General features: G+C 71.8%; 14 protein-coding genes. All 14 read right to left on the reverse strand.

Annotated elements, in window-relative coordinates:
- Positions 1 to 22: 22 nt before the first annotated feature.
- A complete protein-coding gene (locus Dvina_RS25460; protein ID WP_223104968.1) occupies positions 23 to 1,210 on the reverse strand; it encodes a GNAT family N-acetyltransferase in 1,188 nt (395 codons plus the stop codon).
- A complete protein-coding gene (locus tag Dvina_RS25465) occupies positions 1,207 to 2,424 on the reverse strand; it encodes an MFS transporter (protein ID WP_246656440.1) in 1,218 nt (405 codons plus the stop codon). Before Dvina_RS25465 ends, Dvina_RS25460 begins: the two co-directional genes overlap by 4 nt.
- Positions 2,425 to 2,537: 113 nt before the next feature.
- A complete protein-coding gene (locus Dvina_RS25470; RefSeq protein WP_223104969.1) occupies positions 2,538 to 3,113 on the reverse strand; it encodes a hypothetical protein in 576 nt (191 codons plus the stop codon).
- A gap of 154 nt (positions 3,114 to 3,267) precedes the next feature.
- Positions 3,268 to 4,563 (reverse strand): ATP-binding protein, encoded by a 1,296-nt coding sequence (locus Dvina_RS25475; protein WP_223104970.1) that lies wholly within the window; start codon positions 4,561 to 4,563, stop codon positions 3,268 to 3,270.
- A gap of 347 nt (positions 4,564 to 4,910) precedes the next feature.
- On the reverse strand, positions 4,911 to 5,453 hold the full coding sequence (locus tag Dvina_RS25480; RefSeq protein WP_223104971.1) for a flavin reductase family protein: 543 nt from the start codon (positions 5,451 to 5,453) through the stop codon (positions 4,911 to 4,913).
- A 25-nt stretch (positions 5,454 to 5,478) separates the two neighbouring features.
- Positions 5,479 to 6,816 carry an FAD-binding oxidoreductase gene (locus Dvina_RS25485; protein WP_223104972.1) on the reverse strand — a complete coding sequence of 446 codons (1,338 nt, stop codon included), beginning with the start codon at positions 6,814 to 6,816 and terminating at the stop codon, positions 5,479 to 5,481.
- A complete protein-coding gene (locus tag Dvina_RS25490; RefSeq protein WP_223104973.1) occupies positions 6,813 to 7,139 on the reverse strand; it encodes an avidin-fold protein in 327 nt (108 codons plus the stop codon). The genes Dvina_RS25485 and Dvina_RS25490 overlap by 4 nt, the downstream gene beginning before the upstream one ends.
- On the reverse strand, positions 7,136 to 8,437 hold the full coding sequence (locus Dvina_RS25495) for an ATP-grasp domain-containing protein (protein ID WP_223104974.1): 1,302 nt from the start codon (positions 8,435 to 8,437) through the stop codon (positions 7,136 to 7,138). Before Dvina_RS25495 ends, Dvina_RS25490 begins: the two co-directional genes overlap by 4 nt.
- A gap of 29 nt (positions 8,438 to 8,466) precedes the next feature.
- Positions 8,467 to 9,558: an NAD(P)/FAD-dependent oxidoreductase gene (locus tag Dvina_RS25500; RefSeq protein ID WP_223104975.1), complete on the reverse strand. Its 1,092-nt coding sequence runs from the start codon at positions 9,556 to 9,558 to the stop codon at positions 8,467 to 8,469.
- Complete coding sequence (locus Dvina_RS25505) at positions 9,555 to 11,114, reverse strand: class I tRNA ligase family protein (protein WP_223104976.1); 1,560 nt, start codon at positions 11,112 to 11,114, stop codon at positions 9,555 to 9,557. Before Dvina_RS25505 ends, Dvina_RS25500 begins: the two co-directional genes overlap by 4 nt.
- Positions 11,111 to 11,482, reverse strand: coding sequence for a cupin domain-containing protein (locus Dvina_RS25510; protein WP_246656441.1), 372 nt, complete (start codon positions 11,480 to 11,482; stop codon positions 11,111 to 11,113). The genes Dvina_RS25505 and Dvina_RS25510 overlap by 4 nt, the downstream gene beginning before the upstream one ends.
- The gene (locus Dvina_RS25515) at positions 11,479 to 12,810 is read right to left on the reverse strand and encodes a SidA/IucD/PvdA family monooxygenase (RefSeq protein ID WP_246656585.1); all 1,332 of its coding nucleotides are present in this window, start codon (positions 12,808 to 12,810) and stop codon (positions 11,479 to 11,481) included. Before Dvina_RS25515 ends, Dvina_RS25510 begins: the two co-directional genes overlap by 4 nt.
- 90 nt (positions 12,811 to 12,900) lie before the next feature.
- A complete protein-coding gene (locus tag Dvina_RS25520) occupies positions 12,901 to 14,541 on the reverse strand; it encodes a peptide ABC transporter substrate-binding protein (protein WP_223104978.1) in 1,641 nt (546 codons plus the stop codon).
- Between the two features lie 39 nt (positions 14,542 to 14,580).
- Positions 14,581 to 15,795 carry an acyl-CoA dehydrogenase family protein gene (locus tag Dvina_RS25525; RefSeq protein WP_223104979.1) on the reverse strand — a complete coding sequence of 405 codons (1,215 nt, stop codon included), beginning with the start codon at positions 15,793 to 15,795 and terminating at the stop codon, positions 14,581 to 14,583.
- Positions 15,796 to 15,926 lie beyond the last annotated feature (131 nt).

Here is a 15,926-nt window from a genome sequence, read left to right on the forward strand (position 1 = left end):
GGGGCGCGAGACGTTGCGAGGACTAGCCCTTGCCGAACACGTGCGGGGTCAGGCGGTACAGCAGCGAGCGCAGCTCCTCGACGGCGTCGTCGGGGACCTCGCCCAGGCCGCGGGTGACCACCTCGGCCGGGTCGAGCACGCCGTAGGCGAGGCCGGCCAGCCCGGCGGCGGTGAGGGTGGCCGTCTTCGCGGTGCCGGACCCGGGGCCGATGTCGATCGCGCCGCCCGTGCCGTCGAGGCGGTACCGCCCGGCCAGCAGCCGGTCGTCGACCACCTCGATCTCGACCCGGCCGGGGCCGCAGCGCGCACCGCGCAGCGCCTCCACCGACAGCAGCCGGGCCATCAGCGGCGGCGAGGTCGGGAACGCCGCCTCGGCCTCGGTCCGGACGGTGAGCCCGGTGACCCAGGACTCCGGGTACTCGTCCGGCGCGACGGTGACGACGACGCTCGACACCTGGTGGATGTGCGTGGCGATGAACCGCAGCAGCAGCGCGCGCCCGAGGAACGTGGAGTAGAGCAGCTCGTCGGCGCGCAGGGTGCCGCCGTAGCCGTCGATGTGGTAGGTCAGCACGCCGACGACCGCCCCGTCGACCACGGCCGTGGCGAGCCACCGGTTGGCCGGGTCGAGGGCGCGGGCGGCCCGGTAGTCGGCGGTGTAGGTGTAGCCGTGCCGGTGCGCCATCAGCTGCCGCTGGAACGCCCGGTAGTCCTCGAATCCGTCCCGGATGCTGCGCTGGGTCACCTGGCCCGGCAGCTCCACGCCCAGCAGCGGGGCGAGGGCGGCCGGGGGGAACGTCGCCGTCCGGTTGAGCGGCAGCCCCACGTAGCCGAACCGCTCGTAGAACGCCGGGTGGAACGGGTAGAGGGTGGCCAGCAGGTGCCCGCTGTCGAGCAGCTCGGCGTGCAGGCGGTGCATGAGCCGGCTGCCGTGACCCTGCCGGCGGGCGTCGGGCTGGGTCGCGACCCAGCCGATCCCGGCCATCGGCAGGACGTTGCCGCGCAGGTTCTGCTGCGCCGGGAACGCCGAGGCCGTGGCGACCGTGCGGCCGTCCTCCTCGGCGACGAGCGTGGTGTTGTCGCGGTGGTAGGGCAGCAGGGCGCGCAGCTCGTCCTCGGTGCCGGGCGACGGGGTGGCGTCGAAGGCGTACGGGTACAGGGTGAACGCGGTGCCGAGCCGCTCGTCCCCGTGGACGCGGCGGATGGTGCTCATGAGGCTTCACCTTTCGGTTTCATGCCGAGCAGGGCGAACAGCGCCGCCACCTGCGCCAGGCCGCCGCACAGCCACCAGATCCCGTTGCCGAGGGTGGTCCACGCGGCGACGCCGAACAGCGGGCCGATCGCCATGCCCAGGCCGAATGTGGTCTGGTGGGCGCTGATGTAGCGGGCCTTGACGGGGGCCGGGAACGTCGCCGGGTAGGCGAACATCGTCGGCCCGTTGATCATGATTCCGAAGACGAGCACGACGGTGGATGCGACGAGCGCCACGGCGGAGTCGCCGCTGAGGCCGTAGCTGGCGGCGGCGACGCCCATCAGCGCCGTGCCGGCGGTCGCCGCGACGTACCCGGGCCACCGGGAGACGTAGGCGGTGACCTTGAGTTCGCACACGATCAGCACGATCGCCGAGGTCACCAGGACCGCGCTGTAGAGATCGGTGGAGTGGCCCGCGGCGCTGATCTTCAGCGGCAGGGCGATGGTGTACTGGACGTAGATGACGGTGCCGATGAGTACCGAGGCGAGGAACAGCCCGTACCGCCCGTCGCGCAGCAGGACGGCATACGCGGCCCGCGGCCCGGTGCGGGCCGGGTCGGGGCTCTGCCGGTCGGTGCGCACGTCGGGCAGGAACGACCGGGCCAGGACCGCATAGGCCAGCGCGGTCGCGGCGTCGAACCAGAACAGCAGGTTCCAGTCCAGCAGGATCAGCCCCGCGGCGATCAGCGGGCTGAGCGCGCCGCCGAGATTGAGGGCGATGCGCATCATGGAGAAGCCCATCACCCGGATGTCGGCCGGCATCAGGTCGCTCAGCAGCAGCGCCGCGGCCGGCCGATAGCTCTGGGTGGACAGCCCGGCCAGCACCAGGGCCAGCAGCAGCGCGCCGAACAGCCGCGAGCTGCTGAGCAGGGGCACGACGGTCAGCACGACGGCGGAGCCGAGCATCGCCGTGGCGATGGTCGCGCGCGGGCCGATCCGGTGGATCAGCTCGGCGCCGGCGAGGCCACCGAGCACGGACCCGACGCTGTAGGCGGTGATCGCGATCCCGGCCTGCCCGGCGGAGAAGCCGCGGAAGACCAGGTACAGCACCATGAAGGTCTGCACGAACGCGCCGAGCTGGTTGACGAGCACTCCGCCGAGCAGGTAGCGCACCGGTGCGGGGGTGCGGCGCAGGGCGGCCAGCACGCCGGTGGGTCGGTCGATGGTCGCGGTCACAAGGCTTCCTCCAGCGGTGTGGTCGGCGCTGCCGCCTGTCCGATCGTGCAAGACATTGAAGCGTGTCGATTGATTGGCCGACAGTTCGGCCCGGCCGGCAAATCAATTGGTGCTCAGCGGCTCGCGTTCAGGTAGCCGATGATGATCGCGCCCCACCAGCAGGCCTGCGAGACCGCCGACGTCACACCGCCCCAGAGCAGTAAGGGCATCGGCGGTGTTCCACGCAGCGTGCTCATTCGCTCGCCCAGCGCCATTGCCTGCACGCCGTTGAGGGTCAGCGTGGCGACAAGCGCGAGTTTCAGAATGGTGGCGCCCGACGTGAGATCCGGCCGCAGCAGTACGCCGCTGACGACCAGGCCGCACAGTCCGGCCCAGATCAGCGGATGGAGCTTCGCCGTGCTGGCCACGGCCTCCGCGAACGTGGCCCGGCGCAGCACCCACAGGGCGAAGGAGTAGTCGGCGACGAGGACCGCGCCGAAGCCCAGGGTCATGAAGCCGAGGTGGGCGAAGAGGGCGACGCGGTGCCCGGTGGGCCCGGCGTCCACCAGCGTCGACAGCCAGATCGCGATGCCGAGCGCGATTATCGCGCCGCCGGCGGCGACTGCGTATCCGCGCGACCGGATGGGCCGCCGGCTTTCCGAAACGTCCGTTATGGTGGCGTGGTTGGCCTGCCTGCTGTCGTTGAGCATGCTGGTGTCTTTCTGTCATTCGTTCACATTGAAAATGGCGACCCGGTTTTGCTCTCGGTGCGATTGATGACGACGCCGACAAGTGGCCTTTGATTGGCATGACCAACAAAGGCGAAAGAACTACTCGGTGGGGTACTGCGAGTGGTGCGCGCTATTACGATCCGGCGACGAGCGGCATGTCGCGCGCCATGGCTCCGGCCATTTCCAGCGCGAACGCCCGCACGAGAGGCGAGAGCCGTTGCGGAGCGGGCTCGGGCGGGGCGTGCACGAGCAGTCCCGCGTCGATGAGCTCGTCGGCCAGCTCGTCCTCGTCGGAGCGCAGCGGCCCCGCGTCGCTCCCGGTGATCCGGGCCAGCCAGTGCAGCAGCATCCGGGCCGGCTGGCTGAGGGTCAGATAGGCGGAGCGCAGCGTCTCGCGCATCGACAGGTCGCCGATGCACAGCCAGCTCAGGGCGCTGCCGTTCTGCTGCCAGCCGTCGAGCAGCTGGCGCAGGACCATCTGGGGGCGCAGGGCGATCCTGCGTAAGGCGATGTCGAGCGCCAGCGGCAGGTCGCCGCAGACGTCGGCGAGCCGGTCGACGTCGTCGGGCTCGGCCACCACGCTGGGCGGCAGCGCGGTGGTGATCATGGTGACAGAGTCGGCCCGGGTCAGCGGCTTGACGTGCAGCCGGCGCACGTCACGCAGGCCCAGCAGGCGCTTGCGGCTGACCAGGACCGTCTTGCTGGCGTCGGTCTCCACCAGCAGCGGCCGCACCTGGCGCTCGTCCCAGACGTTGTCGAGCACCACGAGCAGCCGCCGCTCGGCGAGCAGGGTCCGATACAGGCCGACCCGATAGCCGGGCGTTCCCGACAGCTGGTCGCCGGGAACCCCAAGGGCGCGCAGGAACCCGTCGAGAATGTCGTAGGGGCTCGGCGGCTCCTGCTCGTCGTGGGAGGCGCCGAGGTCGGCGTAGAGCTGTCCGTCGGTCATCTCGGCCGCCTGTCCGTAGGCGTAATACAGGGCCAGATCGGTCTTGCCGGCCCCGGTCGGGCCGCTGATGATGACGGGCGTGTCACCGGGCGTGCGCAGCCACGCGAGTTCCCGCTGGCGCCCGATGAAGCCGCGTGGTCGCTGGGGCAGCTGGGCCGGGTACTGCTGACCGTCGCTGCGCCGGTTCGGTGTTCGCTCCCGGGTCGGGAGCCGTGTATAGCCACCGGTGACGGCGAGCCAGCGCTGCCGCCACTCCTCCTTGTCGCCCCGGCAGGCGGCGACGAAGGCGAGCGTCACCGGCAGCGAGGGGAGCCGGTTGCCGCTCGCGGCGCTGGACAGCACCGAGGACGAGAACCTGGCGGAGCGGGCCATCTCCCGGTAGGTCGGGTTACCCGCCTGGGCGCGCAGCTGGCGCAGGTTGGCGGCGAACTGCGCGGCGAGGCCGCCGGCGTTGTTGACGGGTTTCTCTGGACGGCCCATCGTGGATCCTTCCCACAGTCGTCAACCTGGCATAATTGCGTGCCTTGAGGGAAACGTCTGGGCTGACTACGACCAGCGGGGCTTCACCAATATTGCGGCTCTCCGGGTAATTCGCGGCCGGTTGGCACGAGTGATCGGGATTGTCGGATTCGTGGGGACCGGCCGGTCGGTGGGCGGGCCGGTGCTCTGGGGGCTTTAGCATGTAAGATCCATCTCAATCAATGCGATATCGTACTGTTCAGGTGGGGAAATCGGGGGTGGTGAATAGGTGACATTGATCAAGGTGGCAACCGGCGCCACCGATGCGCTATAATTCACCCTCTTCAATGGGAAGTCGTTTTCGCCGGTCAGAGCGCCTCACCCCAGTGGCCCGGGCCGGACAGCTCGACCGCCGTGGTCCGCTGGTCCAGCACCGCGTGGTATCCGCCGTGGACGAACACCAGGGTCGGCTGCCGGGCGTCGTGCCCCGCGGCCAGGACCTCGCCGACGACGAGCGTGTGGTCGCCGAGCTCGAACTGCTCCCGCACGCCGCACTCCAGCCAGCTGGTGCCGGCCAGGATCAGCGCGCCGGACCGCTCGCCGGTCCGGGTGACCAGCTCGTTGACGTGCGCGGCCCGGGCGGCCGAGGGCCGGGCCAGCCGGCGCGCGATCTCCTGCGCGCCGGCCGGCAGGATCGAGACCGCCCAGTGCCGGCTGGCCAGCAGGTCGGCGAGGAACGTCGACTCCCGGTTGAAGCACAGCGACACCAGCGGCGGGTCGAGTGAGATCGACCCGAGCGAGTTGACGGTGACCGCGTCGTGGCGGCGCCCGTCGGGAGTGTCGCGGTAGGTGGTGGCGATGCACACCCCGGTGGCGAAGGTACGCATGGTGCCGCGCAGATCGGGACGCATTCGGGCCTCCGCTTCGCGTGGACGGTCAGATGGCTTGCGGGAAGGTGAAGAACCGGTCGGGGTCGTACCGGCGCTTGACGGCCGCGAGCCGCTCGGCGTTGGGTCCGTAGTAGGCCCGGCGCCAGTCCTCGAGGTCGGGGTCGGTGAAGTTGACGTACGCCCCGTCGGTCGCGAACTCGCCCGCCGCCGCGTACACGGCGTGCAGCCACTCCAGGTTGGCCCGCACGACATCCGGCGGGTCGATCGCCGCCCAGGACGTGTCGAGGCTGAGCAGGAAGCGGGTGTCGCGGTGCGGGAACGCCGTGTCGGTGACCGGGACGTCGTTGATGACGCCGCCCCAGGCGAACAGCGCGGCCCCGGCCCCGTCCGGGTTGCCGCTGCCCGGCCACTTCTCCACGGCCCGGACCAGCGTGGCCAGCCCGTCGTCGTCGATGGCGTGGGGCGTGCACCGGGTCCGGACCGCGAACGCGCCGCCGACGCTGCTGTGGTGCAGGTAGGTCGCCGCGTCCCAGAAGCTGCGGTCCTCGACGTCGGCGCGGTCCGGCCGGGCCACGGCGAACGCCGGCGCGAGCAGCTCACGCAGCTGCGCCGCCGGCCCGAGGTGGTGGCCCACCACTGACACCACGCCCTCCTGCGACCCGGAGCGGGCGATGCCGATGCGGGCCGAGAAGCCGTCCGGCGCCGTGCGCATGATCTCCTGCATCGCGGCGAGCACCTCGACCGCGTGCGGCCACGCCCACAGCACCAGGCAGGTCGAGCCGGCCGGGGCGGTGCGGGTGCGGAACGTGAAGCTCGTGTTGACGCCGAAGTTGCCGCCGCCCCCGCCCCGGCACGCCCAGAACAGGTCCGGATGCTGCTCGGCCGAGGCCGTGACGGTCGTGCCGTCCGCGAGCACCACCTCGGTCGAGACAAGCGCGTCGCAGGTGAGCCCGTGCGCCCGGGAGATCGTCGTCACGCCGCCGCCGAGGGTCAGCCCGCCGATGCCGACGGTGTCGGAGTTGCCGAGCGGGAACGTGACGCCGTGTGGGCGCAGCGCGGCGTACAGCGCCTTCATCGGGGTACCGCCGCCCACCGTCACCTGCCCGGTGCCCGGGTCGAACCGGACCTCCGCGAGGTTGCGCAGGTCGAGCACCAGCCCGCTGGAGGCGCCGAAGCCCGCGTAGCTGTGGCCGCCGCCGCGCACGACCGGCGACACCCCGGCCGAGCGCGCCCAGGTGACCGCCTTGGCGACGTCCGCGGCGCCGGCGACGGCCAGCACGGCGGCCGGCCGGGTGTCGAGGTAGCGCTGGTTCAACGCCTGCCCGGTCCCGGCGGGCCGCAGGTCGCCGTCGACGAGGTCCGCCAGGGCCTGCCAGTCCGTCATCGGGGAATCTCCTCGAGATAGGACACGCCGGTGGCGGCGTGCTCGCCGTAGCGCTCCCAGACCTCGCGCAGCACGAGCGTCCCGCCGACCCGCTGGGGCCAGTTGGTGCTGTGCCCGGCGATCACCTCACCGGTCTGCAGCACCATCGTGTACGCGAAGCGCAGCACGCCGTCGGCGTCGCAGGTGCCGATGACCGTGCCCCGCCGCACGTGCCCGCCCTCGAACTCGGACCAGACGAGGTCGCCGCGCTGGTTGTACTGTGCGCAGACGCCGTCGCCGCCGTTGAGTGCGCGGAAGCGGCGCCCGTCGTAGTTGATCGTCATTCGTCCACGTCCAGCAGGCCGGCGGGCATGGTGAGCACGGTGCCGGGCGGCGGCGGCTCGACAGGCGTCGCGTCCACCTCGACGAGCGCCGCCGCGCCGGCCAGCCGGTCGGCGCAGGCCTGCGGGTCGTCGGCCGAGCAGATGACGAACGAGTGCCGGGCGATGTAGCCGCCGGGCGGCAGCCGCAGCGTGGTCTCCGGCTCCACCATCGGCGAGGCCAGGACGAGTCCGGGCGCCTCCTGCGGGACGGTCACCGAGTGCACGATGCAGTCGTGCTCGGGGTAGCCGAACCGGATGCCGGCGACCCGGGTGCGGGTGTGCGTGACGTCGGGGCGCTGGCCGGTGGCGACGTCGTAGAGGGCGCTGCCGGGCTCGATGCCGGTGGCGACCTGGCCGAGGAGCGGGATGAGGTCACCGCCGAGGCGGCCGTTGACCTCGATGATCACCGGCCCCTTCGCGGTCAGCCGGACCTCGGTGTGGGTGATGCCGTTCTCGATGCCGAGCACTTGGTGCGCGGTGACCAGCACGTCGAGCAGCGCGGCGTCGCGCAGCAGCGGGTCGGCGGCGTCGACGACGTGGCCGACCTCCTCGAAGAACGGCGGCTGGCCGGTGGTCTTGCGGGCCACGAACATCGGCTCGTACTCGCCCTTGTGCACGGTACCGTCGATGCTGATCTCGGGGCCGTCGGCGAAGCCCTCGATGAGCGCGCCGCCGCGGTACGGTTCGTCGCCCACGAGGCTCGCCTCGTGCGCGACCCGGAAGGCGAACTCGAGCTCGCGCTCGTCGGCGGCGAGCGACACGCCCATGCTCGCGCCGAGCGCCCGGGGCTTGACGATCACCGGGTAGCCGAGGTCGGCGGCGATGCGGCGGGCCTCGTCGGCGTCGGCGGCCAGCGCGAAGCCGGGCTGCGGCAGGCCGGCCGCGGTCAGCCGGGTCCGGCTGCTGAACTTGTCGCGGCAGCCGTGCACGCCCGGGATGCTCAGGCCGGGCACCTTGAACTCGGCGGCCAGCTCGGCCGCGGGCATGACGAGCGGCTCGTCCCAGCACATCAGCCCGGTGAAGGTGTAGCGTCCGGCCAGCTCGCGGGCGGTGGCGGCCAGCAGCGGCCAGTCGAACACGTTCGTCACGGTGATGTCGTCGAAGTACTCCTGCTGCCAGGTCGGCCGGAGGTTGTTGATCAGTACCAGCCGCACCCCGTCCTCGCGGGCCCGCTCGGCCACGGCCCGGACGATGTACTCCCGATAGAGCTTGAGGCCGCTGCCGATGACGAGGATGGCGGCCGGAGATCTGGTGGTCATGCTCGATGTCCTTAGGGTCGGATCGGGTGTCACGAGATCGATGCGCGAGCCAGTTCGCCGACGAGCGCGTCGACGGCGAGCGGTGCGGTGCGGAAGCCGTCGCCTCCGCTGGCGGGCCGGGCCCAGACCGCCGGGCCGACCCGGACGAATCCGGTGCCGCCGTCGGCCCGGGTGGCGTAGTGGCACTGCCGGGCCCGCATGACGTCGTACCGGTCGATGTCCCGGATCGCGCCGGCCGACAGCACCCGGGCGGCCCAGCGCGCCTGGTTGCCCGGGTCGGACAGGTCGTGCACCTCGTGCCGGACGGCGTCGGTGCTGATCTTGAGCAGGGTGCCCGCGACCGAGGGCAGCAGCCAGGCCCGCCCGTCGGCGCCGAGCCCGCCGGCGACCGGGGTCGCCGCCCAGCGATGGACCAGCCCGGCCGGTGGCCGCAGGTACACCATGGTCTGGCGGTGCAGGGTGACCGGCACGTCGACCAGGCGCGCCGACCAGGGCCCGGCCGCGACGAGCACGGCATCCCCGGAGACGGTCGTGCCGTCGGCGAGCCGGACCCGCCCGCTGTCCGGCCCCACGTCGACGACTGTCCGGCCGGGCCGCAGCTCGGCCAGCGGGTGCCGGCGCAGCCACCGGACGGCGGCGTGCAGGAAACGGTCGGCCAGCAGCACACCGCCCTGCGGCTCGAAGACGGCGGCGGTGCCCTCGGCGAACCCGACGTGCGGATAGTCGCCCGGATCGGCGACCCGGGCAGCCAGCCCGGCGGCGCCGGCCGTGGCCAGCGCCTCGGCGACCGCGGCCGGGCCGGGCAGTGCGCTCAGCACGCCGACGCGCCGATAGAGGGCCCCCGACAGGCGGTCGGACAGCAGGGAGTCCAGCTCGCGCCAGCGGCGGTGCAGCTGCACCGCCCGCCCGGTGCCGGCCGGGTCGTCGGCGACGAGCGCACGCAGGGCCCGGTGCTGGTCGAACGACGTCGAGCCCGGGTGCGGGATCGCGCCGCCGTCCAGCACCACCACGCGGTGCCCGGCCAGCACGCACCGGACCGCGGCGAGCAGCCCGGTGATGCCGGCTCCGACGACGACCACGCGCAGGAGCTCGCCGTCCGCCGGTCGGGGGCCCTGGGTCATCGCCCGGCCCCGACCGCGACCAGGTGCGGCAGCGTCACCGGTGTGATCTCGGTGGCGGCGCTGCCGGTGTCGTGCGCGAGCACCGCCGCGGCCAGGTCGATCAGGATCGGCGCGGCCGCCCGGACGAGCTCGCGGACCTCGTAGCAGTACCCACCGGCGTCCTCGTCGCTCACCACCCGCCGGTCGAGCCGGCCCAGGTGGTCGGCGATCGCCTCCGCGGCCCGGTTCAGGCTGAACCCGGCCAGCTCGTACGACGCCGCGAACCGCTCGGCCACCAGCGCCGCGGCGTGCCGCGAGCGCTCCGGCACCGGCAGCGGACCGCGCCCGGCCCAGCCGTTGACCCGCTCGGCGATCCGGTTCCAGGGAGCCACCAGGCGCAGCTCCGTGACCCGGGCCAGCGCGTCGGCGTTGAAGCTGGTCCGCTGGTGCTCCGGGCTCGTCGTGGCCAGGAAGAAGCGGATCAGGTCGCGCGGCACCCGGGCGGCCAGGTCCCGGCCCCACACCACGTGTCCCCGGCTGGTCGAGAACTTCTGGTGGTCCAGCTCGTAGAACTCGTTGGTGAGGTACCAGGTCGGCAGCTCGTAGCGGCCGTCGAACGCCAGCAGCATGGCCGGGCCGGCGATCGCGAACGGGTAGATGTTGTCGAAGCCCAGGAAGTACCCGATCTGCGAGCCGCCGCCGGCCAGCCACAGCGCGTCCTCGCCGGCCGTGTCCGCGCCCCGGTGCTCGGCCGCCAGCGTCGAGGCGTGCATGCTCCACGCCATCGGCTCCGCGTTGGGGTTGACGACCTGCCCGGCGACCTCAGCGAACGGCACCTGGATGCCCCACTGGATCGGGTAGGTGACCGGGAAGTCCGGCAGCGGCCGGGACAGCATGTGCGCCATCGCCTGGGCCATGTGCGGCCGCATGCCGCCGGCGTTGGCCTCGAAGTGGGCGCGCAGCCGCTCGCGGTAGCGCTCGACCGGCAGGACGAGCACGTCGGCCTCCCGCAGGGTCACGGGGTCGGACGGGTCCAGGGTGGACCGCACGCCGACCAGCTCACCCGCGGCGACCAGGTGCCCGCAGCTCTCGCACAGCCCGGCGCAGCCCTCGGCCAGGCAGTGCGGGCACCCGCCCGAGGCGAAGCCGTCCACCAGGAACCGGCCGTCCCGCTCGGAGTACGGGAACGTCATCGTCCGCAGCTCCAGCCGGCCCGCGGCGTAGAGCCGGCCGATGAAGTCGACGACCCACTTGGTGAACCGGTCGTCGTCGCCGGTGTAGCCGTCGATGCCGATCCCCATCGTCTCCAGGGTCGACGCGATCTGCTCGGCCGAGGTGGCCACCAGCTCGGCCGGGGTGACGCCGCGGCGGTGCGCGGTGGTCACCACGAACGTCGAGGTGTCCTGGAACCCGGTGCCCAGCAGCACCTCCCGGCCCTGCGCCCGGGCGTAGCGGGTGTACACGTCGGCGGCCAGGAACGGACCGGCGAGGTGCCCGAGGTGCAGATCCCCGTTCGCGGTCGGCGCCGGCGTGATGATCACCGTCCGCCGGCCGGCCGGCGCCTTCTGACCGCTCATGCTCCGGCCGCCTCGTGCCGGGCGGCGAACCGGGCCGCCATGTCGGCGTCCCACCAGACGCCGTAGTACTCGAAGTCGCCCGCTCCGGTGTTCACGACGTGGTGGCTGGAGCCGGGCGGGAGCCGGACGATGTCGCCGGCCACGAACGGCCGCCGCTCCTCGCCGATGACGATCTCGGCGGTCCCGGTCAGGGCGATGAAGATTTCGTACTCGTGATGCGCGTGCGGCGTGGACTCGGTCCCGGCGCGCAGGACGCACCAGGCCCCCTCGAACGGCGCGTTCAGTGCCGGCCAGGGCAGCAGCCGCTGCCCGACGAGGCCGTAGGCGGGCTCGAGGTGGTCACGGTCGAGCCGGCGAATGTCGATCATGCCGGCACCGCCAGCTGGGCCCGGGTCGCGGCCGCGCTCGTGTCGACGTCCGCCCCGCCGGCCTCGGTGTCGGCCCGCCGCTGCAGCACGTCGCCGACGATGTGGGCCGAGCGGTGCGCGAGCACGCTGATGAGCGAGTCCGAGATGCCGTGCGTGGCCTCGTTGACGCCCTGGAGGTACAGCCCGCCCCGGGCACCCTCGCCGAGGTCGACGCGGTAGCTGCGGTTGACCGACACCTCGGGCAGCTTCATGGCCTCGGTCAGCCGCCGGACCATCGCGGGCATCCGCTGGTCGTAGCCGGTGCCGAGGAACACCGCGTCGCAGCGCACCGGCTCGACGCGGTCGGTGCGCAGGTCGCGGACGTCGAGCACGACCTCCTCGCCGCCGCCGGCCGCGGGCTCCATCCGGGCGCCGACGATCTCGGTGAGCCCGCGGATGGCCGAGACGGGCTGGCCGAGCATCTTCTGCCGGTAGATCATCGTGTACAGCTCGTCGAGGAACGGCGCGGCCAGGCCGGCGTAGTTCGTCAGCCGCATCTCCTCGAGCACCTTGACGCGGGTCGGCTCCGACATCGCGTAGAACTCGTCCACGAACGACGGGAAGAACAGCGCGTTGACGAACTTGCTCGTCTGGTAGTCCTTCAGGCCGATCGAGCGCATGAGCATCATCGGCGAGGAGCCGGGCGCGTCCTGGTGCAGCGCCATGAACACCTCGGCCGCGCTCTGCGCGCCGCCGACGACCACGGGGCGCAGCGGCCGGCCGGGCTGGGCGAGCGCGTTGACCGCGGCGACGCGGCTGCCGTACTGCGAGCTGTGCACCACGCGCTCGGCCGGCAGCCCGGCGAACACCGGGGGCACCGCGGCGTCCCGGCCCGCCCCGATGACCAGGTCGCGGCAGATGACCGTGTCACCGTTGGACAGCGAGACCGCGAAGCCGAGCACCGTCGAGTCCTCGCCGTAGATCGGCAGGATGTCCCCGGCCCGGGCGCCGTAGCGCACCTGGACGTGCTCCAGCGAGTCGGCGACCCACTGCTGATAGGCCGACAGCTGCCAGCGGAACGGGTTGAAGGTGCTGAGGTTGACGAACTCGTCGAGCTCGCCGCGCTCGTGCAGGAAGTTGAGGAACGAGAAGCGGCTGCGCGGGTTGCGCAGGGTCACCAGGTCCTTCACATAGGACACCTGGCTGCGGGCCCAGGGCAGCAGCAGGTTGCGCTGCCACTTCACGTCTTCGTGCTGCTCGATGATGAGCGCCCGGCCGGCGACCTCCGGTGCGCCGCACTCCTCGAGGGCCACGGCCAACGCGAGGTTCGAGGGTCCCGCACCGATCATCACGATTTCAACGTCGTGGACTGACACGTGTTTCCTTTCTCGCGTGCCGGCGCACCGCGACGGGTGCGCCGCACGGCTGAGGAGGGCGAGCTACTTGCCGAGGGTCACGGTGGTGAACTCGAGCTCGCGGAATTGGGTCGGCTGGGCGTTGTGCACCCGGGTGGACCAGGCCGCGGTGGCGGACTGGTACCAGATCGGCACGGTCTGCATGTCGTCGAGGGCCTGCCGCTCGGCCTCCTGGTAGAGCGAGAAGGCCTGGCCCTGCGACGGCGCCGCGTCGGCCTTGGCCAGCAGGGCGTCGACGCGCGGGTTGGAGTACTGCCCGACGTTGCCCGAGCCGTTCGTGCGGAACAGCGGGTTGAGGAAGTTCTCGATCGACGGGTATCCGGCGACCCAGGCGGTGCGGTAGATCTCGTGGATGGACTTGTTGGTCAGGGCGGTGCGGAACGCGCCGAGGGTGGTCTGCGGCTTGAACTCACACGGGCGGCCCAGCGCCTGCTGGATGGAGCGGCAGGCCACCTCCACCCACTCCTGGTTGCCGGAGTCCACATTGGACGTCAGGGTGACCGGTCCCTGGAAGCCGCTCGCGTCGAACAGCTCCTTGGCCTTCTGCGGCTGGTAGCTGCACAGCTCACCGCACTGGTTGGCCACGTAGCCCTGCGCGTTCGGCGGCACGATCCCGTCGGCGGGCGTGCGCTTGCCGTTGAACACCTCCTTGATGAGCGCGGTCCGGTCGATGGCCATGGAGATCGCCTGGCGCACCCGCTTGTCGGAGTAGCGCTGGTCGAAGAGCGGGAACGCGATCGCCTGGTGGCCGACGTAGGCGTAGCTGGCGCGGCGCGACGCGGGCAGGTCCTTCTCGATCTTGTTGCCCTGCGACGCTGTCCACGGCGTGAACGAGAGGTAGTCGAGCTTGTCGGCGAGCACGTCGGCGTACGCCTTGTCCAGGTCGGTGTAGAAGCGGAAGTCGATGCCGCTGACCTTCGCCTTCTGCGCACCGGCGTAACCGTCGAACCGCTTGACGAGCAGGTTCGTGCCCTTGGTGTAGGAGACGAACTGGAACGGCCCGTTGCCGACCGGGTGCGCCTCGTAGGCCTTGCGGTCGGTGAAGAAGCTGGCCGGCATCGGGTAGAACGCGGCGAAGCCGAGCTGCAGGCCGAAGCCGGAGAAGGGCGCGCTCAGGGTCGCGGTGAACGTCTGGTCGTCGACGACCTTCAGGCCGGACATCTCTTTGGCCGGGGGCAGGGTGGCCGGCTGCTTGCCGTCCTTGCCGATGTTGTTGACCTGGTCGAAGCCCTGGATGTGCGACATGTAGCTGGCGTTCTTCATGAGGTTCGGGGAGTACGCGGTGTAGTTCCACGCGTCCACGAAGCTCTTCGCGGTCACCTTGGTGCCGTCCTGGAACGTCCAGTTCGGCTTGAGCTTGATGGTCCAGACCTTCGAGTCGGGGCTGTTGATCGACTCGGCGACCGCGTTGCGCGGGGCGGCGGTCTTGGCGTCGTACTCGATCAGGCCGTTGAACAGCGCACCCAGGATGCCGATGCCGCCGACCTCGGCGGTGTCGCCGGGCACGAGCGGGCTCGCCGGCTCGGTCTCGTTATAGCTGAGGACCGAGTCGCTGTTGGCCGCGGCGCTTGGCGTGGCGGCGGTGTCACCGCCGCCGGTGCAGCCGGCGAGCAGCAGTCCCAGTGCGGCGGTGGTCGCGCAGGCGGCGACCGTGAATGTTCGCATGGTGCTCCTCCTTCAGGAAGCGAAAAGTCGGGGGAGGGCTCAGCGCTGGGGCCCGGTGATACCGAGCGCCAGCGGGAAGGTGGGCCGGCCGCCGAGCAGATGGGCGCCGGCGGTCTGCAGAATGCGGTCCTGGGCCACGACGTGCTGGCACATCGTCGTGGTGTCGCGCAGCCACCGGTCCAGCGGCGAGGGCCGGTAGATCGCGGAGGTCTGGGCCAGGTCGTAGAGGCGGGTCAGGATCGACCGGGCCGTGCGGAACGCGTGCCGCCGCGACAGCGGCAGCGCGGCCCGCTCCAGCGCGGTCAGGTCGTCGAGGGTGCCGCCGGCCGTCAGGACCTCGTGCTGGCGGCGCAGCGCGCCGTACACCGCGTGGCGGGTGGCGGCGAAGTCGGCCTCGCAGTCGGCCAGGACGATCTGGCTGCGGTAGTCGTCCGAGCGCCCGGTGGCCACGACGACCTCGCGGGCGTGGTCGAGCGCGGCGCGGGCGACGCCGAGCGGGACGCCCGGCATGTTGCGCATGTGCACCTCGGGCTGGGCCAGCAGGCCCGGCCGGCTGCGCACGTCGGAGAAGTACAGCGTGTGCTCGTCGGGCACGAACACGTCGGTGATCGTGTAATCGCAGCTGCCGCTGCCCGACAGCCCGGTGGTGTGCCAGGTGTCGATGACCTCGACCTGCGCCCGCGGCACCATGAGCAGGACCGAGCCCGGCCCGATCCCGCCCGGCCCGGGCTCGGCGATCCCGTCGCTGTAGCGGAACGCGCCCGAGATCACCCAGTCGGCGTGCGTGATGCCGCTGCCGAACTGCCAGCGACCCGTGAGCCGGAAGCCGCCCGGGACCCGGTCCGCCCGGCCACCGGGGAACAGCATCCCGGCGACCACCATGTCCAGAGACGGAAACATCCGCTCGACGACGTCGGACTCCAGGAACGCGGCGTAGAGGCCGCTGTCCGACCCGATCATCGAGCACCAGCCCGCTGACGCGTCGCCGTAGGCCAGGGCCTCGATGACCTCGGTCTGCTCGATGGAGCTGAGCTCGAGCCCTCCGAGCTCGCGGGGGAAGCCCATCCGGAAGACCCCGGTGGCCTTCAGCGCCGCGACCACGTCCGCGGGCAGCCGGCGGTTTCGTTCGATGTCCTCGGCCCGGTCTCGGAGGACGGGAGCCAGCGCTTGTGCGCGGCGGAGCACTTCGGCGGCGTCTGCGGGCGGACTCGCCGTCTCGCCGTCGCCGCCTTCCCGCAGCCCGGCAACTATCATCCTGCATCACTTCCTCATGCCTCGGGCCTCCGGAAACGGATCTGTTCCGATCGGCCGGACTCATTCAAGGCGATGAATTGGATTGGTAGGAACCATTGACCGTCAGAAACAATCAATTGCCGAACACGGGC

The sequence above is a fragment of the Dactylosporangium vinaceum genome (assembly GCF_019904175.1).
GTDB lineage: Bacteria > Actinomycetota > Actinomycetes > Mycobacteriales > Micromonosporaceae > Dactylosporangium > Dactylosporangium vinaceum.

What these genes read in the sequence shown, in the direction of transcription:
- Dvina_RS25490 (WP_223104973.1), bottom strand. Translation starts at nt 7,139, where the DNA reads ATGACGATCAACTACGACGGGCGCCGCTTCCGCGCACTCAACGGCGGC.
- Dvina_RS25505 (WP_223104976.1), bottom strand. Translation starts at nt 11,114, where the DNA reads ATGAGCGGTCAGAAGGCGCCGGCCGGCCGGCGGACGGTGATCATCACG.
- Dvina_RS25510 (WP_246656441.1), bottom strand. Translation starts at nt 11,482, where the DNA reads ATGATCGACATTCGCCGGCTCGACCGTGACCACCTCGAGCCCGCCTAC.
- Dvina_RS25500 (WP_223104975.1), bottom strand. Translation starts at nt 9,558, where the DNA reads ATGACCCAGGGCCCCCGACCGGCGGACGGCGAGCTCCTGCGCGTGGTC.
- Dvina_RS25475 (WP_223104970.1), bottom strand. Translation starts at nt 4,563, where the DNA reads ATGGGCCGTCCAGAGAAACCCGTCAACAACGCCGGCGGCCTCGCCGCG.
- Dvina_RS25520 (WP_223104978.1), bottom strand. Translation starts at nt 14,541, where the DNA reads ATGCGAACATTCACGGTCGCCGCCTGCGCGACCACCGCCGCACTGGGA.
- Dvina_RS25480 (WP_223104971.1), bottom strand. Translation starts at nt 5,453, where the DNA reads ATGCGTCCCGATCTGCGCGGCACCATGCGTACCTTCGCCACCGGGGTG.
- Dvina_RS25460 (WP_223104968.1), bottom strand. Translation starts at nt 1,210, where the DNA reads ATGAGCACCATCCGCCGCGTCCACGGGGACGAGCGGCTCGGCACCGCG.
- Dvina_RS25470 (WP_223104969.1), bottom strand. Translation starts at nt 3,113, where the DNA reads ATGCTCAACGACAGCAGGCAGGCCAACCACGCCACCATAACGGACGTT.
- Dvina_RS25495 (WP_223104974.1), bottom strand. Translation starts at nt 8,437, where the DNA reads ATGACCACCAGATCTCCGGCCGCCATCCTCGTCATCGGCAGCGGCCTC.
- Dvina_RS25515 (WP_246656585.1), bottom strand. Translation starts at nt 12,810, where the DNA reads ATGATCGGTGCGGGACCCTCGAACCTCGCGTTGGCCGTGGCCCTCGAG.
- Dvina_RS25485 (WP_223104972.1), bottom strand. Translation starts at nt 6,816, where the DNA reads ATGACGGACTGGCAGGCCCTGGCGGACCTCGTCGACGGCGACCTGCGG.
- Dvina_RS25525 (WP_223104979.1), bottom strand. Translation starts at nt 15,795, where the DNA reads ATGATAGTTGCCGGGCTGCGGGAAGGCGGCGACGGCGAGACGGCGAGT.